Source organism: Actinomyces sp. HMSC075B09, from assembly GCF_001812395.1.
Taxonomy (GTDB): Bacteria; Actinomycetota; Actinomycetes; order Actinomycetales; family Actinomycetaceae; genus Gleimia; species Gleimia europaea.
On the sequence record NZ_KV808735.1, the window covers coordinates 175,036 to 194,245 of the forward strand.

Below are 19,210 nucleotides of genomic sequence, written 5' to 3' on the forward strand. Positions count from 1 at the left end.
AGCTATTGCGAGCCAGCGAGTGCAGTTCAAGCAAGTATCTAGCTCTTGTATATCGCGGCTTCTCCGGGTTGCAGATCGCCCGCGTTACCGGACCAGCTCAAGACGAAGCGTTGCTCCTGGCTCACGGCAGGACGAGCCGGGCTAGTGCCCATGTTTACTAACACTTCGAGGCTCCCGCTACTCATCCGCAACAGGTCTTTTTCGAAGCTCACTCGCATGGGTTTGCCACCGGTGGCTTCTTCCTTGCGAATCTTAATGAGCTTCTTGTACCACGCGAGCATCCGCGCACCAGACTCGGATTGCGCGGTTTCCCAGTCCAGTTTCGATGTTTCAAACGTGGAGCGGGCAGTGGGATCAGGGACCATAACTTTGCGGCCGTATATCGAATCAAAGCCGTGCGATGCGAACTCGGCGCGGCGTCCTTCGCGCATAGCGCGAGCCATGTCTTCGTCGCCCTCTTGATCTGAGAAGAACAGGAACGGTGCGCGTGAAGCCCACTCTTCACCCTGGAAAAGCATTGGTGTGAACGAGGAGAGCAAAACCAGCGCAGCAACAGAACCTAGTTGCGCATCTGAGAGCGCCTCTGACGGGCGGTCGCCTATCGCTCGATTACCCACCTGGTCGTGGTTTTGCGAGGAAATGACAAACCGGCGCCGGTCCATGTCTTTGGGGACGGGAGCGCCCCAGACTTTTCCTCGGAACGAGGAGTACGTGCCAGCGTGAAAGAAGACGTCCTCGAATGCCGCTATGAGAGCCTCGTGAGGCTCGAAGTCGGCGTAGTATCCGTGTGTTTCCCCTGTGAACGCGGCGTGGAGGGCGTGGTGCACGTCGTCATCCCACTGCGCGTCCATGCCTCGGCCGCCCATGTCGGTGGGGGTAACCATGATTGGGTCATTCAAATCAGACTCTGCAATCAGCGTGAGCGTGCGGCGAGTTTGGCTCTCCAACTTGGCTACGGCATCGGAAAGTTCAGCTAGGAAGTGGTAGTCGGAATCGTCATCCAGCGCGTGCACGGCATCTAGACGCAGGGCATCCACACCCATGTCTCGTAGCCAGTGCAAAGCTGCACCCTTCAAGAACGCGCGCGTGTGGGCGGCGTTCTGTCCGTCAAGATCAAGCGCAGCGCCCCACGGTGTCTCATGCTTGCTCGAATAGTAGTTGTCGAGCGAAGCAATGTAGTTTCCAACCGGCCCAAAGTGGTTCAAAACCAGGTCTAAACACACCGCGATGCCAAGGTCATGCGCTACCTCAACAAAGTGCACAAAGCCATCCGGGCCACCATACGCCTCATGCACTCCGTACAAACTCACCCCGTCATAGCCCCATCCGAACGTGCCGGGGAAAGGCGCAACGGGCATAACCTCCACTACCTGCACGCCGAGGTCGGCCAGGTGCGGTAGTTTTTGCGCCGCTGCTTGGAGCGTTCCCTCGGATGTAAACGTGCCGACATGGATCTCCATGAACACTTTTCCAAGCAGATCGCCGGCATCAAAGTGCCCCAGTTTGGGTGGCTCCCACGTTTGCGCCGGTCCGTGCACGCCACTCGGGCGACGTAGAGCGCGGGGATCAGCAACGGGCGCGCCGCCATCCACGCTGTAGCGATACTTAGCCCCAAGAGGAAGTGGGGAGGGGCTGGTCCACCATCCCGCGTGATTTTCCATTTCCAGTGAGTGGGTACCCTGGAACTCGTACTCCAACCTGATTGACTTAGCAGTTGAGGACCATACCGGAACAAGGCCGCGGCCAGGAGTATCCTCAATATTCTTCGATATGCTCACGGTTTAGCTTTCCTCAATCTTCTTGAGTACGGATACCGGGAAAATGTCGAGCAGATCCGTAGCCGGTGTCGCTCCGCCCTGGAAAACCTCGCCGGTGAATACGTCTTGCCACGATCCATCGGGCAGAACCACCGAGACTTCGTCCCAACCGCCGATCTCATCGAGGGCGGCTTTCCGCCTGGTTGCAACCGTGACTACGCGCGGCTCGCCAGCGAGCGTACGGGCAAACGCGACGCAGTGGCCTGACGATGTGGGAAGCGCCTGGTATCCCGAGTCCTTGGATACGAAAACGCTAGGCAGGTCTCGGCGCAGGCGTAGTAGTGATGCGGTGATTAGCATCTTTTCTTCATCTAGGCTCTGCGGGGACGAGGCAAAAACTTTGTCCAGCATTTGTGCGAGCCCCGGGAAGTCTACCGGTCGACGATTGTCAGGATCCACAAGGGAAGTCGCGGTGATCTCAGTGCCCTGGTAAACGTCGGCAACGCCTGGCAAAGTTAGTTGCAACGCTTTCATCGGGAGGATGACCGAGCGCAGTAAGTCCGTGTTGGACTCACACCACTCGTCTAAAAGCTCAATGATCTGCGGATCAGAAATGATTGCGCAGGCGTATTCCAAGAACTCCTGTTCGCGGCGCTCATCGGAGCTGGTCCACGAGGTCCACTCTTTTTGTTCCCGAATCGCTTTGGTGAGATATCCGGTCAGCCTATCCGCGGTGATCCGATCGGTTGCTCCCCACGTGCCCACAATCGTTTGCCACATGAGGTTTTCTGCGCGTCCATCAACATTTGCTGGACGGTACTCGCGTGAAAGGGCGCGCATTTCGTTCAGCAGGCTAGCCCAGTCTTTGGAGCGCTGCGAAAGCAGTGAAATGCGGGCGCGCACATCCTCGCCCCTCTTAGTGTCGTGCGTTGTGCCGCACGTCATGGTTGCCGTCCAGTTGCTTTGGAGTTTGGACTCAAAGGCGTGGAAACGGTCAATGTCAAGGCTAAATACCTCGGGCGTAGACCCCACCTCATTAAGGGACGTCATGTGGGTCCAGCGGTAGAAGGCAGTATCTTCAACGCCCTTAGCTTGTACGGCTCCGCAGATTTGTTGGAAACGTACCATCACTTCGCGGCGGCGCTCATCGCTTACGTCTAGGCCAGCGGAGCCAACCTCGTCACCAAGAACGAGGGCAACGATAACGTCCATTGCGTCATCTATATCATCATCGAGTCGGGTGCGGGCACGCGCAGCAGCGTCTTCAACAACCGCGCGCGTCGCATCGGAAACGGGTTCGAGCGCGGCGACGTAAGCGCGGTAGCGGTCAAACTCGATTACAAGTTCACGCAGACAATCGATGAGGGAGCGGAACGTGTAGTCGCGTAGACGAATGTCTTCCTGACAAATCTGCCAGATTAGAGTGCCAACCCGGCGAACTTCTGCCGCTAGTGAGGTGTCAATGATCTGCGCTTTAGCCGTACGAATGATCGATGGAAGTGAGGAAGGTGAGTCGCCGGCAATGTTCTGCATGATCGCTCCAAGCGGCATTGCTCCCGCCGGCTCGGTGAGAAGCGCGTGTAGTCGCCACGCCGTGTCATAGCCGGTGGTGCCAGCCACGGGCCAGTTGGAGGGCAGATCTTCGTCGCCTTCAAGAATCTTTTCGGCAACAATCCACTGGCCGCCCGTGGCCTCGTGCAGCCGTTTGAAATATTCGGTTGGGTTTGCGAGGCCATCTGGGTGATCTACCCGCAGGCCATCGATGTACCCGGTTTGGACCAGGTCGAGGATTAGCGCGTGGGTGGCTTGGAATACTTCCTCTTGCTCTATGCGCAGGCCAGCTAGTGTTCCCACGTCAAAGAATCTGCGGTAGTTCAGCTCTTCGTCGGCTACCTTCCAATGCGCCAGGCGGTAGTGCTGGCGTTCGATGAGCACCGAGAGGGGAAGTGATTCGGTGCCTTTGGCTACGGGGAACACGTGCTCGTAGTATGTGAGAACCCACTGCTCGCCGTATTGAGGCTCTGTGGGGACCACCATTTTTTCAAGTTGGATCTCTTGGTCTGCCAGTACCTGGCCAATGCGTTTACCAAGGACAGGCATCAGTATGGGGGAGTCGAGGTCAACGTCGAACCAGTTCGCATAGCCTGACTCGGCGCCGTGTTTAAGCACGGACCACATGGCTTTGTTGTGCCATACGGGTGTGGGCACGGCCATGTGGTTTGGAACAATGTCAACGATGACGTGCAGCCCCAGTTCGTGAGCGCGATCAGAAAACGCTTTAAAAGCTTCCAATCCGCCGAGCTGCACTGAAATGTGGGTGTGGTCCACCACGTCGTAACCGTGCAGGCTGCCGGGCGCCGCCTGCAGGATGGGCGAAAGATAGACGTCCGTTACCCCTAGATCAACCAGGTAGGGAAGCACCTCCTCGGCCGCGCTGAAGGGGAAGTTCTCGTTCACCTGGAGGCGATACGTGGATATGGGGGTGCGTTTTCCTTCCGCTGGAAGGTGGGGGTGTGGATTATTCATCTTCGTTACCTCGCGGGCTCCTAAGTATGAGTATCGACCTGGCCGTCACATTCACCTTAGCGCTGGCGTCATGTTTCGACTCGTCCAAGTCATCAGCCGTGTTAAGGACTGTGCTCCAGGTTTTCCCGTAGGTTTGTTTGGGAAGGGTGAAGTCAATGTCCTCGGGAGAGGCGTTAAAACAAAGAATGAAATCATCGTCGATGATTTCCCGGCCCCGCTCGTCAGGTTCATTGATTGCGAGGCCGTTGAGGAAGATCATGGTGGAGCGCGCCCACGCCTGGTCCCATTCCTCTTCTGTCATGTGGTGGCCGCTCGAGTTGAACCACTCGATTTCACCAAGGTCGGATTCGCCGCCGCGTTTGGCTAGCCCTTTGTAGAAGCGCCTCCGCCTGAACACGGGATGATCATGGCGCAGTGCAATCACGCGGTTCGCGAAAGCTAGTAGCTCCTTTTGCTCGGGGTCGAGTTCCCAGTCCACCCACGAGATCTCGTTGTCTTGGCAATACGTGTTGTTGTTGCCACCTTGGGTGCGCCCCATCTCATCGCCGTGCGAAATCATGGGCACCCCCTGCGAGACTGCGAGAGTGGTGAGGAAGTTGCGCTGTTGGCGCAGCCGCAAGTTGATGATCTCGGGGTCATCGGTGGGCCCCTCGGCTCCATGGTTCCATGACCGGTTGTTCGATTCGCCGTCGCGCCCGCCCTCACCGTTGGCTTCGTTGTGCTTGTCGTTGTATGTGACGAGGTCGCGCATGGTGAAGCCGTCGTGGGCGGTTACGAAGTTAATAGATGCCATCGGTAGGCGGCCAGAATGCTCGTAGAGGTCAGCCGAACCGGAAAGGCGGGAGGCGAATGCGGGAAGGGAAGAAAACTCACCGCGCCAGAAGTCGCGGACGGTGTCGCGGTACTGGCCATTCCATTCGGACCACAGGGGAGGGAATCCGCCCACCTGGTAGCCTCCAACGCCCACGTCCCACGGTTCTGCGATGAGTTTGACCTGCGAGACGATGGGATCTTGGTGAATAAGGTCGAAGAAAGCGGAAAGGCGATCCACCTCGTGGAATTGCCGTGCGAGAGTGGAGGCAAGGTCAAAGCGGAAGCCGTCCACATGCATTTCGGTTACCCAGTACCGTAGCGAATCCATGATTAGCTGCAACACGTGGGGAGAGTTCATAAGCAGCGAGTTGCCGGTGCCCGTCGTGTCGAAGTAGTGCCGTTTATCCTCGTCAACGAGGCGGTAGTAAGCGGCATTGTCCAGGCCGCGGAATGACAGGGTTGGGCCCATATGGTTTCCCTCAGCGGTGTGGTTGTACACAACGTCTAGGATCACTTCGATACCGGCTTCGTGGTAGGCCTTGACCATTTGTTTGAACTCTTGCACCTGCTGGCCACCCCCTTGAGTGGCGTAGGCGTTGTGAGGGGCGAAGAATCCGATGGTGTTGTAGCCCCAGTAGTTCGATAGCCCTTTTTCTTGTAGGTGCGGGTCGTTTACAAACTGGTGGACTGGCATGAGCTCCACCGCGGTGATGCCAAGCTGCGTGAGGTGTTCAATGACGGCAGGATGAGCCATGCCCGCGTACGTGCCCTTGATTTCGTTTGGAATTTCCGGGTGACGCGCAGTCATGCCTTTTACATGGGCTTCGTAGATGACCGTGTTGTGGTACTCGTGGTTTGGTGGACGGTCATGGCCCCAATCAAAAAATGGGTTAATAACGATTGAGACCATGGTGTCTGCAATCGAGTCTGTTTCGTTTCGTTCATTCGGATCCTCAAACTTGTATGAGTATAGGGATTCCGAGGCGGTTACCTGCCCGTCGATCGCTTTGGCATATGGGTCAAGTAGAAGTTTGGTGGGGTCGCACCGGTGCCCATTCTCGGGGTCGTAGGGTCCGTATACGCGGTAGCCGTAACGCTGGCCGGGCAGTATGCCGGGCAGGTAGGCGTGCCACACGTGGGCGTCTACTTCGGTAAGCGCGATACGTTGTTCATTGCGGTCTTCGTCTAGCAGGCAGAGCTCTACCGAGTCTGCCACAGAAGAAAATACTGCGAAGTTAGTTCCCGTTCCGTCGAACGTTGCGCCGAGCGGGTAGGGTTCTCCAGGCCAAATTTGCATGCTCCTAGCGTGTCATACTCTAAGGCGCCAAACCATGCGATGGCGAAGCTTTGTTTATTTTGTTGCATAAATCGTATTCGATGCGGCCAAGGCGATGGCGGCTAGTTTTGGGCGGGTAATGCCCAAAGTAGATCCTCGCGTAGCGTGATACTGACGCGGTCTCCTTCACTACCGGCAAGCTCGTTGGCTCGAACATCAGCGCTGATCGCCCCGCGTTCGGTTTCTATGCGAAGCCGGTAGGTTTCGCCCGTGTATGTGCTTTGAACTATCTGTCCGATGTTGCCGCGGATAGGAAATCGGGAGGCAGACTTGGCAGGATGGATATCTACCGAGTCGGGGTATCCGACGATGACGATCGGCACGCCCTCGCCTTCGTCGATGTTTGGCGATGCGGCGATGGTCAGGTCGTTGCCAAGAACATGCGCGCTCGCCACCACCTCACCGGAAACTAGCCTCTTCGTATTCGCTAAGGTGGAAATGATCGTGGTTGCACCAAGGTGTTTAGCGATTGAAAGGGTCGCGGGCCCGTCGTGAATCTCTTGTGGCAGATCATCTTGCACAATGGCCCCGTCTTCCATGTAGACGATGCGGTCTGCGATAGAGAAGGCTTCTTTCACGTCGTGTGTGATGTATATAGACGCGCAGTTCATTCGTTTGTGTACGCGCAGGATTTCGCGGCGCAGGGTTTTGGCCGAAAATGCGTCAACGTGAGCCAGTGGCTCATCAAATAGGAGTACTTGCGGCCGGCGCACCAGGGTTCTGGCCAGCGACACCTTTTGGCGTTGACCGGTGGAAAGCTCTGCCGGGTAGTGATTTGCCAAGTCACGGATGTTCAACACCGTCATTGCCACAAGAACCTGCTCGTCAGGAGTCGAATCGAACAGGTCGCGATTTACGGCAAAAGCGATGTTTTGTTGTACAGTCATGTGGCCAAAGAGCGCGGGCGAATCCATGACCATGGCGCTTGGACGCTGCTGGGGCGGCAGAGAGCTAATGTCTTTTTCTCCCATGCGCACCATGCCCGAGCTTGGACGCGTGAGGCCGCTAATGACTCGCAAAAGTGTGGATTTGCCCGCGCCGGAGGGTCCAAGGAGAACAACAAGTTCGCCTGGATAGACCGCAAGATCGATGTCTTTAAGCACACTACGGCCGTGACGGTTGAGGTTCAGATTTTGCACGCTCAAGCTGGGTTTCAAAACTGGCTCCCTCGGCTCCTAGTGCGAATCCTGAGTAGCAGGGACGAAATAAACAGTAACAGCAAAATGATGGCAGAGATTGTGAGGGCGAGGAGGACGGCGGACCCAAATTGTGCGTGATCAATAAGCCGGTATAGGTAGGGTACGAGCAACGGTGTGGATGGAGAAGTGACCCACATGATGGGGGCAACACTCACGGCGCTAACGGCAAGCACGATGGTGATGGACATAGCCACAGATTGGCGCAACCAGGTTTGTGCGCTCACTCGAGCCGCCCGCGCAACGCTTGCACCAAGCATGAGGGCAGTTTCAAAATCCTGCCGGGGGAGCACTCGTCCGTAGGCGCGTACACTCACGTAGGTAAGCGGCGCGCTCAAAGTCAGGTAGGCTGCGACGGTTAGTAGTGACGCCATGACCGGTTGCGCTGTTGAGGAGAGGTTTACCGCAAGATGCGAGGAGGGCCCGTAAGCGAGGCCGAGCGCGCTTCCTGTGGTGGCACCGGGAACCATCAGGGCCAGGCCGAAGAGCATATCAACCACGTGGCGGCCGGGCCGGCGAGCTTTCAACCAAAGTCCACTACCGGCAATCACAATAGAACCGACAACCGTGAATAGCGAGATGACAAGCGCAGTGGTGATCACCATGGGGGATGAGGAAGTCTGGTTCGTTCCCGCCCGAGCAACCATGAATATCACTGGAGCAGTGGTTACTATGGCCAAGGCACTTACCGTAGCCACCCGTGGCCAGAGCGCCAAGCCCACCGGCTGAGAGAACGAAGTGCGGTTACTATCTGGTTCGAAACCGCGAAACGCGCCCAGCAGGTCGCGCGATTCCAAAGCGCGAAAAGCTATAGCTCCAAGCCCAAGAGTCGTCATCAGCAGAACCAAGGATATGCGCGCCGCCCCGCCGGTGTCACCGAGCGCTGTTGTCAGTGTCCACACCGCCCGTGAGGCGTTTGGATGCGGATATGACAGAAGGGAGGGAACCACCGGATCAGAGACGGACAGAATGAAGACCACCAGCCAGGCAAGGGGTAATCCGCGCCGCATTCTGGGCCACACGGTGTGCCTAAAAATCTTCCATTCGCCAGCTCCGTTCACGCGACAAATATCAATTAGCGCTAGCGGAACCTTTAAAGTCGATAGGCGCAGTAGCGCATAAGCATAGGGCGACAAAGCCAAAGTGAATGTAAATATTACGGCGAGACGGCCGAAGAAGGGAGGGAAGAACCCCGGATCCAAAATGCCTCCGCGCCCCACCCCGCGCCAGACAGCGGCCCCGATTACAAATGGGGAAAATGTTGCGGGAATAAGAATGATCACGTCAAAAATGCGGGAGAGGGAGCGGGGTAAAGATCGGTTAAGGGCGGTCAAAATAGTTGCGAGAACAGTGGCAATACAAGCAACGATAGAACTGTCAAGCACTGACCAAAACACGGGTTCCAGCACTTCGTTGCCCGCCACATTTGTCTTGCTTACCACAGCACTAAGAATCAAAACGAATGCCGGATAGCCAAAACCAACCAACATGCTAGAAACCAGAATAATGGTAGCGATCGTGTCGAAGATCGCGGGCATGCGAGCTTGTAGGCGCCTCCAACTCATTTCGAAAACTCCAGATGATTCGCTGCCCATTCCATCCACCGCGCCCGATCTTGCGCCACCTCATCTGAAGTCGCATCCATGATGTTCACATTCGACGTTGCCAAGAGACTCTCCAGATTGTCCGGCAACTGCCTACTAATCGGACTTTGGGAAATACCGGCCTTCGCCATGGCTTCCTGGCCAGACCTGCTCGATAGCCAGTCCAACATTGCCTCACCCTCAGCTTGGGAGCGTGTGCCCGCAAGAAGTCCAGCGCCACCAACTTCGTAAAACGTGCCCTCGCTCGGATACGTCACATCAAGCCGCGCCCCGGACCCAAACCGTTGCTCACAGTAGGGTGCGAAGGAAATTGCGACTGCTGCGTCCCCCGCCGCAATCACGCTTGCGGGCGCAGTCCCCGAGTGGGTAAACCGCGCGACATTTGCGTAAACCTTTTCGAGGTGGTCATCCGCCTCGGATCCAAAAATTTTCGCCTGCGTCCATAGCGCGGTGAACGCGGTACCTGAAGTGAGGGGAGAGGACGCCGAAATCCATGTTTTGAGGCGCGGATCTTCCAGGTCTTTCCAACTCGTTGGGCGGGGGAGATCGTTTGCTTCGATGACTTCTGGGTTTGTGCAAATAGCCAGTACGGATCCGTAAACGCCAAACCAAGCTGCGTCTGCGTCTTTAAACCGCTCAGGGATGGTATCAAAACCCGTTGGCCTGTATTGCTGTAGGAGGTTTCGTTCTTTAGCGAGGACGTAGCCGTCTGAGGGTCCGCCCACCCAGATGTCGAACTCAGGTTCGCCGCGCGTGGAAGTTAGACGTGCGAGGGCTTCGGAAGTGGGTAGGCGCAAAAATCGGGTGGAGATACCCGAGTCGTGTTCAAAATCTGCACGCCACTGTTCGCATACAGATTCGTCGTTAGAACACAGGAATATGAGCTCGCTTGTCGGCGCGCACGCCGCAGTGAGGAGGGCACACATGAGGGCGCCCATCACCAAGCGGAGTCGGATACGCATGGTGTAAGTGTAGCCAAGTGGGGCGCGGTAAAACCGCGCCCCACTTTGATTCCCATTCATCCAGGTGGATGTCTACTGGGCCTGATGGCCTGCAGTTCGCTGCGCCATTAGTCTCTTCTCGTCGCGACCAACGATCGCGAACAAGATCACAGTGATGATGGCGAAAACAATGAAGCAAATGAAGGTGGCGTCCCAGCCAAACTTATGGACGATGATGCCAACGCCCGTAGAAGCGAGGGTAGCGCCCAGCAGATAGCCGAACAGACCCGTGAAGCCCGCTGCGGTGCCTGCAACGTTGCGGGGCGACAAGTCGATTGCCTGGAGGCCGATCAGCATGACCGGGCCGTAGATGAGGCCGCCGATAAGGCCAACGAGGGTGATAAGGACCCACATCGGGGTACCAACCGGCATGAGCCAGTAGGCAGCAATGGCGACTGCAGTTGCAATGGTGAACAGAATGCCGGTGCCGGAGCGGTAGCCCTTAAATACGGAGTCGGATAGCCAGCCACAAAGGATGGTGCCAAGGATGCCAGCGAGTTCGAACACGGCGTAGCCAACCAGGCCAGAACCAATCTCGGCGTGATGCTTGTCGGCGAGGAACACAGTGATCCAGGAGAGCACGCCGTAGCGTAGTGAATATACGAATACGTTCGCAACCGCAAGCATGACGATGGTGTGATTGGTGAGAACGTGCTTGAAGATGAGTTCCTTCGCGGACATACGCACGCCATCGTCTACGCTGACCTTAGCCGGGTCGTCGCGGTATTCCTCGATTGGGGGCAGGCCGATTGATTCAGGGGTGTCGCGGATCAAGAAGAATGCGATTACCGCAACGATAAGGGCAACGACGGCCGGTACCCAGAAGGCTGCCTGCCAGCTGTTGGAAGTCCAGGCAAGACCAACACCGATCAGGGCGGGAAGAGCTGCGCCACCAACGTTGTGGGCGGTGTTCCAAAGGGAAGTTTTCCAGCCACGTTCTGAGGTGGAGAACCAGTGAACGAGTACACGCCCGCACGGGGGCCAGCCCATTCCTTGGAACCAGCCGTTGATGAACATAACGGTTGCGAAGATGCCAACAGAGGCGGTAGTCCACGGTGCAAATGCAACGAGGAGGTTCATTACAGCCGAAAGTGCAAGGCCAAGGGGAAGGAAGTAGCGCGCGTTCGAACGGTCGGACAGCATCGCCGAGAAGAACTTGGACAGGCCGTAGGAGAACAGCACAGCGTTAGCGATGATACCGATGCCTACGGTGTCGATGCCCGTATCTTTCATGAGGAGCGGAGCGACCGCAGAAATGTTGTTGCGAATTAGGTAGAAGCCCGCGTAGCCGATGAAAATGCCAAGAAATACTTGGAGTCGAAGGCGGGGGTACATGTGGTCAACGACGTCCTGGGGTAGGCGCTTTGCCGGTGCGGGGGCGCGCAGCCACTTTGGAATCGAAGAGTTGTTCATTTGGCACTCCAATGTGCAGTCGAGAATTGGACTTAGCCATTTGGCCTACGTTCCCAGTTTGACTGCGGGGGAGTAACACCTTCGCGTGCGACGGTCACACTTGGTAACAGCTTTGTTACATAGACAGTGTGTAGCCGCGTCCGCGTACTGATTGGATAGTGCTTTCGGGTAATCCCGCCGCTTCCAGCTTCTTTCGCAACCGGTAAACCGTGGTTTTCACCATGTTGCGCCCTCCCGCAGTCGCTGCGGTGTTCCACACTTCGTTGAGGAGGGTGCGCACAGGCACAACTTCACCCCGGTGATTGAGCAGGCAGCGAAATAGTTTTCGTTCGATTTCAGAAAGGTCTACCGCCGTCCCGTTTACGTATACCGCGTCCATTTTGATCATTACCGGCCCGACGTTGGTGACGGGCTCGGCCGGCGCTGGCATGGTACGGCGAACGATTGCTTTGGCGCGAAGGATTAGTTCTTGGGGCGAAAACGGTTTCGCAATGTAGTCGTCGGCTCCCGCCTCAAGGCCAGCAACGCGCTGCGCGGTGTCACCAAGCGCTGTGAGCATAATGATGGGCACATCCGAGCTCGCTCGAATCCGTTTGGCGAGGGTTGCTCCGGAAATGTCGGGCAGCATGAGGTCGAGGATTACGAGGCTAACCGGCCGGCTTTGGAAGAGTTGCCATGCGTGGGCAGCGTCGTGCGCGGTGACTGTGTCAAACCCGGCTGTTTCGAGGGCGAAGCTGACAATTTCTGTCATTTGCCTCTCGTCATCGACAACGAGTGCAAGGTATTTCATTTGCGCTTCCTAACCGGCTGCGTTGGAGTGTTTGGCAGGAGAACGTGAATGGACGTTCCGCGCCCCCACAGGCTATCTACAAGCACTTCTCCGCCGTGAAGTGTAACGATTCTATCGACGATTGCGAGGCCGAGGCCGGCGCCCTGCCCGGCGGGTGTTTGTCCGTTTGCTCCGAGTTGCTGGAATGGAACGAAGAGTGAGTCTCTTTCGCTGGGGTTGATTCCGGAGCCGAGGTCACGAACTTCGATGCACCTGCTATTCGCGCTGGGGTAGGTGTGAACAAGGATTTGGCTGTCCGCTCCTGCGTGACGCACAGCGTTATTGATGAGGTTCCAAAGCACGTGTTTTATTAGGGCAGGATCGGCGGTGATGGGAAGCGGTTCGCCAGAGTCGGTCAGGAGGATCGGAAAGTCGTGGATTGAGCGCATCTCTCGGGCCGTGTCGCGAGTAAGCTCACGGAGGTCAAAATTTTCGACTGCAAGGTACCCCTCACCCGCATCGAGTTTGGCAAGTGTGAGGAAGTCTTCTGCGGTTGTGATGGCATGTTCAGCGTTGGCTTGGATGGTTTTGGTGAACTGTTTTTGCTCTTCGGTGAGGGGGCCGGCAGATTCAAGGAGCTCAGCCGCCCCTTTGATTAGAGAAAGGGGCGTGCGTATTTCATGGGCCAGCACATCCATACTCGGAACAACTGTCGCGCCGCTGCTTGGCTTTTTATTCTTTCGGTGCTCGCGCCATGCAAACGGTATGAGAATCGTCGATATGAGCGCGATCAGGCCCAGAGAGCAGAGCCAAATGTTTAATGAGGGCGTAACTAAGATCACCGTACCTATCTTTGCATCTAGATGAGTTTTGCGCGAGTAATCCGCAGAATATAGCTGTTTGGGGCGGGGCTGTGTTGGTTTTGCCAAAAGCTAGAATGTCCGTTAAGCTTGTCGATGTTCGTTAAACGACACTTACGCGGATGTGGCTCAGTTGGTAGAGCATCACCTTGCCAAGGTGAGGGTCGCGGGTTCGAGTCCCGTCATCCGCTCGGGCGATTGGCGCAGCGGTAGCGCACTTCCTCGACACGGAAGGGGTCACTGGTTCGATCCCAGTATCGCCCACCATCCAAGCGGCCCGAAGGAGCCGCTTTTCTCGTTTTGCTTTGTTTTCTGCCTGTATAGGCATATAGTCCTATTGTACCCATCCGTACACGGACATCATCTGGAATCTTGGCTACTTCAGATGTGTCCGCAACACTTTGAAGGTGAAGACCTTGACTGATTCAAGATTCTTAGTATTAAAACGAGGGGTCGCACTGGCGCTGAGTGCGATGCTATTCGTGACGCTTTTGGTTTTTAATACCATTTCGTCTGCTCCCGCACAGGCAGCTGAAAGACCGTTCCCTGACTACGACTTGAGCTTTGAGTGGATCCACGGCCAGGTTGACAAAAACTGGAAGCAGGGCGATCCGGGCGATGGTTGTATAAGGTCCGATGAGAACGAAGTTACGCGGCTTTCACACTTTGGTTTCAGAGCGAAACTTAATCCATGTGATGGCGTGCGCACCACGATGAAGTTTAAATACGACACCGTTGATCCGGACATGGCTCCAACGCTTAATTTTCGCCTTGGCGTGACGTGGCAGTACACCAGAAGAAGTGACAACGATCCTTATACCTGGAAGCCGGTCGAGAACTTCACGATGGACGGCAAACCGGTACCAGCCGAAAAATATGACCCATCCAGTCAAGATAGCGTGGTCGTGAAGAACAACGACGGGTCATGGAGGCACCTGGGTAACAATAACCCGCGAGATTTCTTCGAACCAGTGCACGTAGTGTTCGACGACGAATTTTATAACGATGAGGAACACACGTTCCAGTGGGACGCTTACCTGCCTGCCGATGGAGATCATGCGGGTATGTCTATTGGTACCGGTTCTACTGGCGATACGCAAGGTGGTTCGATTGGCGCAAAGGCAAACGGCCTGTACGTGAGCATTCCAGCCTACGCCGACTATCGCTATGTTCTCGATTCTGAATACCGTGCGGTACAGAATGTCGACGAAGAGGCAAAAATTCCGAATCGACGCCAGTCATTCTGGTCCGGCCCGATCGAGGGATCTACTTACACCACCATTACATGTTTGGAAGATCAGCTGCTAGAGCCTGTGATGGCGCAGCAGAGCATCACCGACATCTACCCCGAGTTAGCTGGGGTAGTGGAGAATCCGGGAGAAGTTAAGTTCCAAGATGGATCTGGGAATTATGCACTAGCGCGTTACCCGTACGAGTTTTACGTAGGGCAACTAGGAAACTGGACGTCGCTCTCGGGTTTGACAATGATGAATTGGGATAGTGAGTCGAAAACGTTCATGCCCTACGGGGAAAAGAACATTCCTTACAAGCCGACTTTTGAGTCCGTGAGGAAGGATATCCCGGGTTATACATACGTTGACAACGACCTGCCTATCCTTAAAGACGGGCGCATGGATATGCCTGGTTATGTTAAGTCCGAGGCGCCAAACTTCGAGCTGTCGTATCACAAGACGCCGGGCGTAGAGACCCAGCACATGTATTTTACCTACAAGAAGAATCCGGGCACGTTCAAGCTCTCTAAGCAGGATGGGGACGGCACCGCTCTGGCAGGTGCACACTTTGAGCTATATCAGCTGGTCAACGATAAACCATCCCCCTGTGGTGTTGAACCAGATTTGACCAATACGGAAGAGATTACCGTTTGCCCGGTGCGCACCCCGTCCTCACCGAGTGAACTACAGGAGATGCTCAATACCGCCCCAGCCAACTGCGAAACCAAGCTGGTTCGCAAGGTCGTGCTAGAAGGCTTTAACGCAGATGGTTCGTTTACCACTGGAGCAGATGGTACGTTTACGCCCGAAGGAGAACCTGCCCTGGAGCCGGGCAATTACTTTGCGCGCGAAATTAGTGCCCCTAAGGATTATGAGATCCTGAATGAGTACACTCCATTTGAGGTTCCTTTGCAGACTGAACAGGACGATGAGGGCAATCCCGTGGCGGTTCCTGTAGACGTAAGCGTCAAGAACTACAAGACTCCGCCTCCTCCAACCACAGAGCCGAGCACTGAGCCAACCACTCCGCCTACTCCGCATCTGCCAAAGACCGGTGTAGCGCCCCTGTGGCCTGCTGCAGTGATTCTGCTTGTAGCAGGAGCGGTTCTCACTGTCGTTCGGAGGAAGAACGCGCAGTAACGGTATGTATGCGGCGTGAATCGTAGCGACGCCAAATGAATCGGGTGCCTGGTATCTACCGGGCACCCGATTCTTAATTACAGAACCCGCTGTTTGCAGAGGGCTCCTGCGATAGTTAGGACAGCCTACTCATGCTAGAAAGCCAGATTTTCGTATATGACAATGTGGCTATGCATTCCGTTTTTAAGTTCTTCAAGTCGTACCCGCAAGTTGGTGCAACGCTATTTGTTGGTGTAACGGCCGGCCTCCTTGAGCTTGGCAATGTGGGCTGGGTGCGCTGGTACGTATCCGCGTTCGCTCTTGTGATGGCCCTGATTCTTGCGTGGGACATGGTCAAGGAAATCATGGGAGGCGCCTGGGGCGTAGACCTTCTGGCCATAACTGCGATAACCTCCACGGTTTTGGTGGGCGAGTATTGGGCCGCCCTGATCGTTTGCCTCATGCTTTCGGGCGGTGAGGCGTTGGAAGACTTCGCCGGCAATAGAGCGAGGTCCCAGCTAACGGGTCTCTTGGAGGGCGCGCCTACCGTCGCCCATGTATTAGATGACGCCGGGGTGCCCAAGGACGTGCCGATCGAAGAAGTTGAACTCGGTGCTCGCCTGCTTGTACGTCCAGGTGAAGTGGTGCCAGTGGATGGCGTATTGGAGTCCGATTTTGCTCTGACTGAGGAATCCTCGCTGACTGGAGAGCCTCTTCCGGTGGAACGCCGCAAGGGAGATGAGCTGCTTTCTGGCGGCGTTAATGGCGCGGATGCGATCATTATGACCGCTACAGCGGTTGCAGCACAGTCGCAGTATCAAAAGATCATTGAGCTTGTTCGACAGGCGCAGGATTCTCAGGCGCCGGCGGTGCGCCTGGCGGATAAGGTTGCGGTTCCATTCACCGTGTTCGCATTCATCATTGCTGGCATTGCCTGCTGGATTTCGGGCGACGTAGTTCGCATCGCTGAGGTGCTCGTTGTAGCAACGCCGTGCCCGCTCCTCATTGCGGCGCCGGTCGCATTCCTGGGCGGCATGAACCGTTCGGCGAAGGAAGGCATCATTATCAAAGATTCGGGCACGCTTGAGCGCCTTTCAAAAATCAACACGGTTGCAATGGATAAGACGGGCACTCTTACTTTTGGTGACCCGCAGCTCTCTCACATTTACGTGGCGGAGGGTGTTGACGGGGCAGAACTGTTCTCCATGGTTGCTGCCGTTGAAAGCTACTCCGCACACGTCCTTGCTTCTGCGATTGTTGCGGCTGCAAAACAGCTGGACATTCAGGTGCCTTTAGCGCAAAACGTTACCGAGACAACCGGCAAGGGTGTTACTGGAGAGGTACTTGGTCACAAGGTAGAGGTTGGCTCTGGTTCGTGGCTAAGTGATGGCATGAAACAAGTGAAGCTCCATTCTGGGCAGATACTGGTCCACGCGCGCGTTGATGGTAAGTGGGCGGGCGCGTTTAGCCTGGAAGATAAGGTGCGTCCAGACGCGGCCACCACGGTTGCAGCTTTCAAAGACTTTGGCGTAGAACACGTCATGATGATTACCGGTGATGGTGAGGAAACTGCGAAATCCATTTCCGGCATGGTTGGTATTGATGAGGTCCGCTACTCCCTGCTTCCCAAGCAGAAAGTTGACGCAGTGAAATCGGCTAAACATCCGGTTGCGGCGGTAGGCGATGGTGTTAACGATGCTCCCGTCCTAGCAGTTGCAGATGTTGGCATCGCAATGGGGGCGCGAGGCTCATCCGCTGCTTCTGAATCTGCCGATGTGGTTGTGATGCTTGATGACATTTACCGTGCCGCGAGGTCTGTCGCCATCGGTAAGCGAACAATGAGGGTTGCCATGCAAGCGATTGGTATTGGCGTGGGCCTTTCGATAATCCTCATGTTGATCGGTGCAACCGGCATGATGCCGGCTGTAGTTGGCGCGTTCATGCAAGAAATCATCGATTTGGCATGCATTTTGTGGGCACTACTGGCAGCTCGCCCCGGTAAGGACGAGACACCAATCGACGAAGTGCTGAAGAAGTTCGATGAAGAAGGAAGCAGCACAAAGCTGAGTTCTCTACAGTCTTTAATCGTCGAGCCCTAGGCTTGTTGCGCGGATTTGTTCTACTGAAATAAATCGCGTAAAGTAGCGCATGCACCAAATAGCAACGTGCTAAATGGTGCGTCCAGTACGCGGATGTGGCTCAGTTGGTAGAGCATCACCTTGCCAAGGTGAGGGTCGCGGGTTCGAGTCCCGTCATCCGCTCTGTTGGGGCCAGGTCGCTGGTAATCCAACTTTGGTGGGTTGGCCGAGTGGTTAGGCAGCGGCCTGCAAAGCCGTATACACCGGTTCGAATCCGGTACCCACCTCGGGCGATTGGCGCAGTGGTAGCGCGCTTCCTTCACACGGAAGAGGTCACTGGTTCGAACCCAGTATCGCCCACCAATACTTTCTCCTTCCTTGCCTTATTGCGACGGGCTATTCCAAACCGGTTTAACATGTAGCATTGTTGAAGCATCTGTAGACGGGGAGTTCCATGACGTATGAGTTGATTCGCATCTCGGCTGAAGAAATGAAAGTTAAGGCAGCTGGCGTGAAGCCTCTTCCAGTCGAGCAATCTGGTGCATGGGACGATTTTGAAACGCGGGTTGGCCGCAAGGTTTTCGGTCGTTATGAGTTTGTGAAATCCGGGCGGACTATCGCACTAATTTCCCTAACTGAACACGATATTCGCGGCGTGAAGTTCCTGTGGGCAAAAAAAGGCCCCGTTTGGTTGCGTTCGCAGTCGCCTGACAACGAGGCTGCGCTCCGTGAGGCACTTGTCTTAGAGGTCAAGAAACGTGATCCAAAGGTTGCGTTCGTGCGCCTGCACGCGAGGTATTCGGCTCCGGATCTGAAAGAGCTGATTAATACGATGTCCTATGACAGGACGGTCCTCATCGACACGTGCGGTGGCGATATGGAAAAAATGCTTGCCGCAATGCCTAAGGAGGGGCGTCGCTCTATGCGTCGCTCGTTCAAACGCGCGCAAGAGGGGGGAGCTCAGGCGGTTGACCTCACCGATATTGACCGCGAGGCTTTCAATGAGATTTACGATGTCATTGCAGAGACGGCGAATCGAAATGGTTTCTCGATTCACCCGATCAGCGTGTACTGGAACATGCTGGACGCGCTTCGCCCGAATCACGCGCGTCTGTACGGGGTGCGCTACGAGGGTGCCATAGTCGCTTGGGTAATGGTTGTTATGAATGACGGCGAAGCCGCAGCCTACTATGGCGCGCACTCTAGCGCGGGTAGGCAAGTGCTGGCCAGCGAGTACTTGGATTGCTGGACAACTCTGGAGCTGGGCAAAGAGGGCATCGTTAGCCTTGACCTCATGGGCGTGGATTCAACACGGTTCCCTGAACTGTATGAGCTCGGCATATACAAGCGTCGCTTCGCCGCGGCTGCGACCGAGGTCGATGGCGCATGGGATCTTCCAGTTCATCCTGTCCTTTACGATGGGTTGCGCATCGCGAAGCAGGGGAAACGGGCCTATACGGGTGCGCGAGCCCTGGGTGAAAAGCTCCTCAACAAGGTTCGATAGCC

The 19,210-nt window shown here is 55.9% G+C and carries 12 protein-coding genes and 5 tRNA genes; 8 read left to right on the top strand and 9 right to left on the bottom strand.

Annotated features, from left to right (window positions below; all coding sequences use genetic code 11):
• Positions 1-38 precede the first annotated feature (38 nt).
• The 9 genes from treZ to HMPREF2854_RS05410 form a co-directional block, all read right to left on the bottom strand.
• Positions 39-1,778: a malto-oligosyltrehalose trehalohydrolase gene (gene treZ, locus HMPREF2854_RS05370; protein WP_070620084.1), complete on the bottom strand. Its 1,740-nt coding sequence runs from the start codon at positions 1,776-1,778 to the stop codon at positions 39-41.
• 3 nt (positions 1,779-1,781) lie between these two features.
• The gene (gene treY, locus HMPREF2854_RS05375) at positions 1,782-4,283 is read right to left on the bottom strand and encodes a malto-oligosyltrehalose synthase (RefSeq protein ID WP_070620086.1); all 2,502 of its coding nucleotides are present in this window, start codon (positions 4,281-4,283) and stop codon (positions 1,782-1,784) included.
• The gene (gene glgX, locus HMPREF2854_RS05380) at positions 4,276-6,393 is read right to left on the bottom strand and encodes a glycogen debranching protein GlgX (protein ID WP_070620090.1); all 2,118 of its coding nucleotides are present in this window, start codon (positions 6,391-6,393) and stop codon (positions 4,276-4,278) included. The genes treY and glgX overlap by 8 nt, the downstream gene beginning before the upstream one ends.
• A gap of 101 nt (positions 6,394-6,494) precedes the next feature.
• Entirely contained in the window at positions 6,495-7,571 is a 1,077-nt protein-coding gene (locus HMPREF2854_RS05385; protein WP_261666672.1) for an ABC transporter ATP-binding protein, read from the bottom strand.
• 14 nt (positions 7,572-7,585) lie between these two features.
• Positions 7,586-9,193 carry an ABC transporter permease gene (locus HMPREF2854_RS05390; RefSeq protein ID WP_070620096.1) on the bottom strand — a complete coding sequence of 536 codons (1,608 nt, stop codon included), beginning with the start codon at positions 9,191-9,193 and terminating at the stop codon, positions 7,586-7,588.
• Positions 9,190-10,194: an extracellular solute-binding protein gene (locus HMPREF2854_RS05395; protein WP_158237784.1), complete on the bottom strand. Its 1,005-nt coding sequence runs from the start codon at positions 10,192-10,194 to the stop codon at positions 9,190-9,192. The genes HMPREF2854_RS05390 and HMPREF2854_RS05395 overlap by 4 nt, the downstream gene beginning before the upstream one ends.
• Before the next feature lie 72 nt (positions 10,195-10,266).
• The gene (locus HMPREF2854_RS05400) at positions 10,267-11,646 is read right to left on the bottom strand and encodes an MFS transporter (RefSeq protein ID WP_070620102.1); all 1,380 of its coding nucleotides are present in this window, start codon (positions 11,644-11,646) and stop codon (positions 10,267-10,269) included.
• Between the two features lie 115 nt (positions 11,647-11,761).
• Positions 11,762-12,436: a response regulator transcription factor gene (locus tag HMPREF2854_RS05405; RefSeq protein ID WP_070620105.1), complete on the bottom strand. Its 675-nt coding sequence runs from the start codon at positions 12,434-12,436 to the stop codon at positions 11,762-11,764.
• A complete protein-coding gene (locus HMPREF2854_RS05410) occupies positions 12,433-13,107 on the bottom strand; it encodes a sensor histidine kinase (RefSeq protein ID WP_186822491.1) in 675 nt (224 codons plus the stop codon). Before HMPREF2854_RS05410 ends, HMPREF2854_RS05405 begins: the two co-directional genes overlap by 4 nt.
• Positions 13,108-13,393: 286 nt before the next feature.
• Here HMPREF2854_RS05410 and HMPREF2854_RS05415 point away from each other — a divergent pair.
• From HMPREF2854_RS05415 to HMPREF2854_RS05450, 8 genes are all read left to right on the top strand, one after another.
• Positions 13,394-13,466: transfer RNA gene (locus HMPREF2854_RS05415), tRNA-Gly, on the top strand.
• Position 13,467: 1 nt separating this feature from the next.
• A tRNA-Val gene (locus HMPREF2854_RS05420) sits at positions 13,468-13,542 on the top strand.
• Positions 13,543-13,691: 149 nt separating this feature from the next.
• Positions 13,692-15,647 (top strand): SpaA isopeptide-forming pilin-related protein, encoded by a 1,956-nt coding sequence (locus HMPREF2854_RS05425; protein ID WP_148130906.1) that lies wholly within the window; start codon positions 13,692-13,694, stop codon positions 15,645-15,647.
• A 170-nt stretch (positions 15,648-15,817) separates the two neighbouring features.
• Complete coding sequence (locus HMPREF2854_RS05430) at positions 15,818-17,725, top strand: heavy metal translocating P-type ATPase (protein ID WP_261666669.1); 1,908 nt, start codon at positions 15,818-15,820, stop codon at positions 17,723-17,725.
• An 89-nt stretch (positions 17,726-17,814) separates the two neighbouring features.
• A tRNA-Gly gene (locus HMPREF2854_RS05435) sits at positions 17,815-17,887 on the top strand.
• A 33-nt stretch (positions 17,888-17,920) separates the two neighbouring features.
• Positions 17,921-17,991 (top strand) — tRNA-Cys (locus HMPREF2854_RS05440).
• 1 nt (position 17,992) lies between these two features.
• Positions 17,993-18,067, top strand: a tRNA-Val gene (locus HMPREF2854_RS05445).
• Between the two features lie 91 nt (positions 18,068-18,158).
• Positions 18,159-19,208, top strand: a complete 1,050-nt coding sequence (locus HMPREF2854_RS05450; protein WP_070620114.1) for a lipid II:glycine glycyltransferase FemX — start codon at positions 18,159-18,161, stop codon at positions 19,206-19,208.
• Positions 19,209-19,210: the final 2 nt, after the last annotated feature.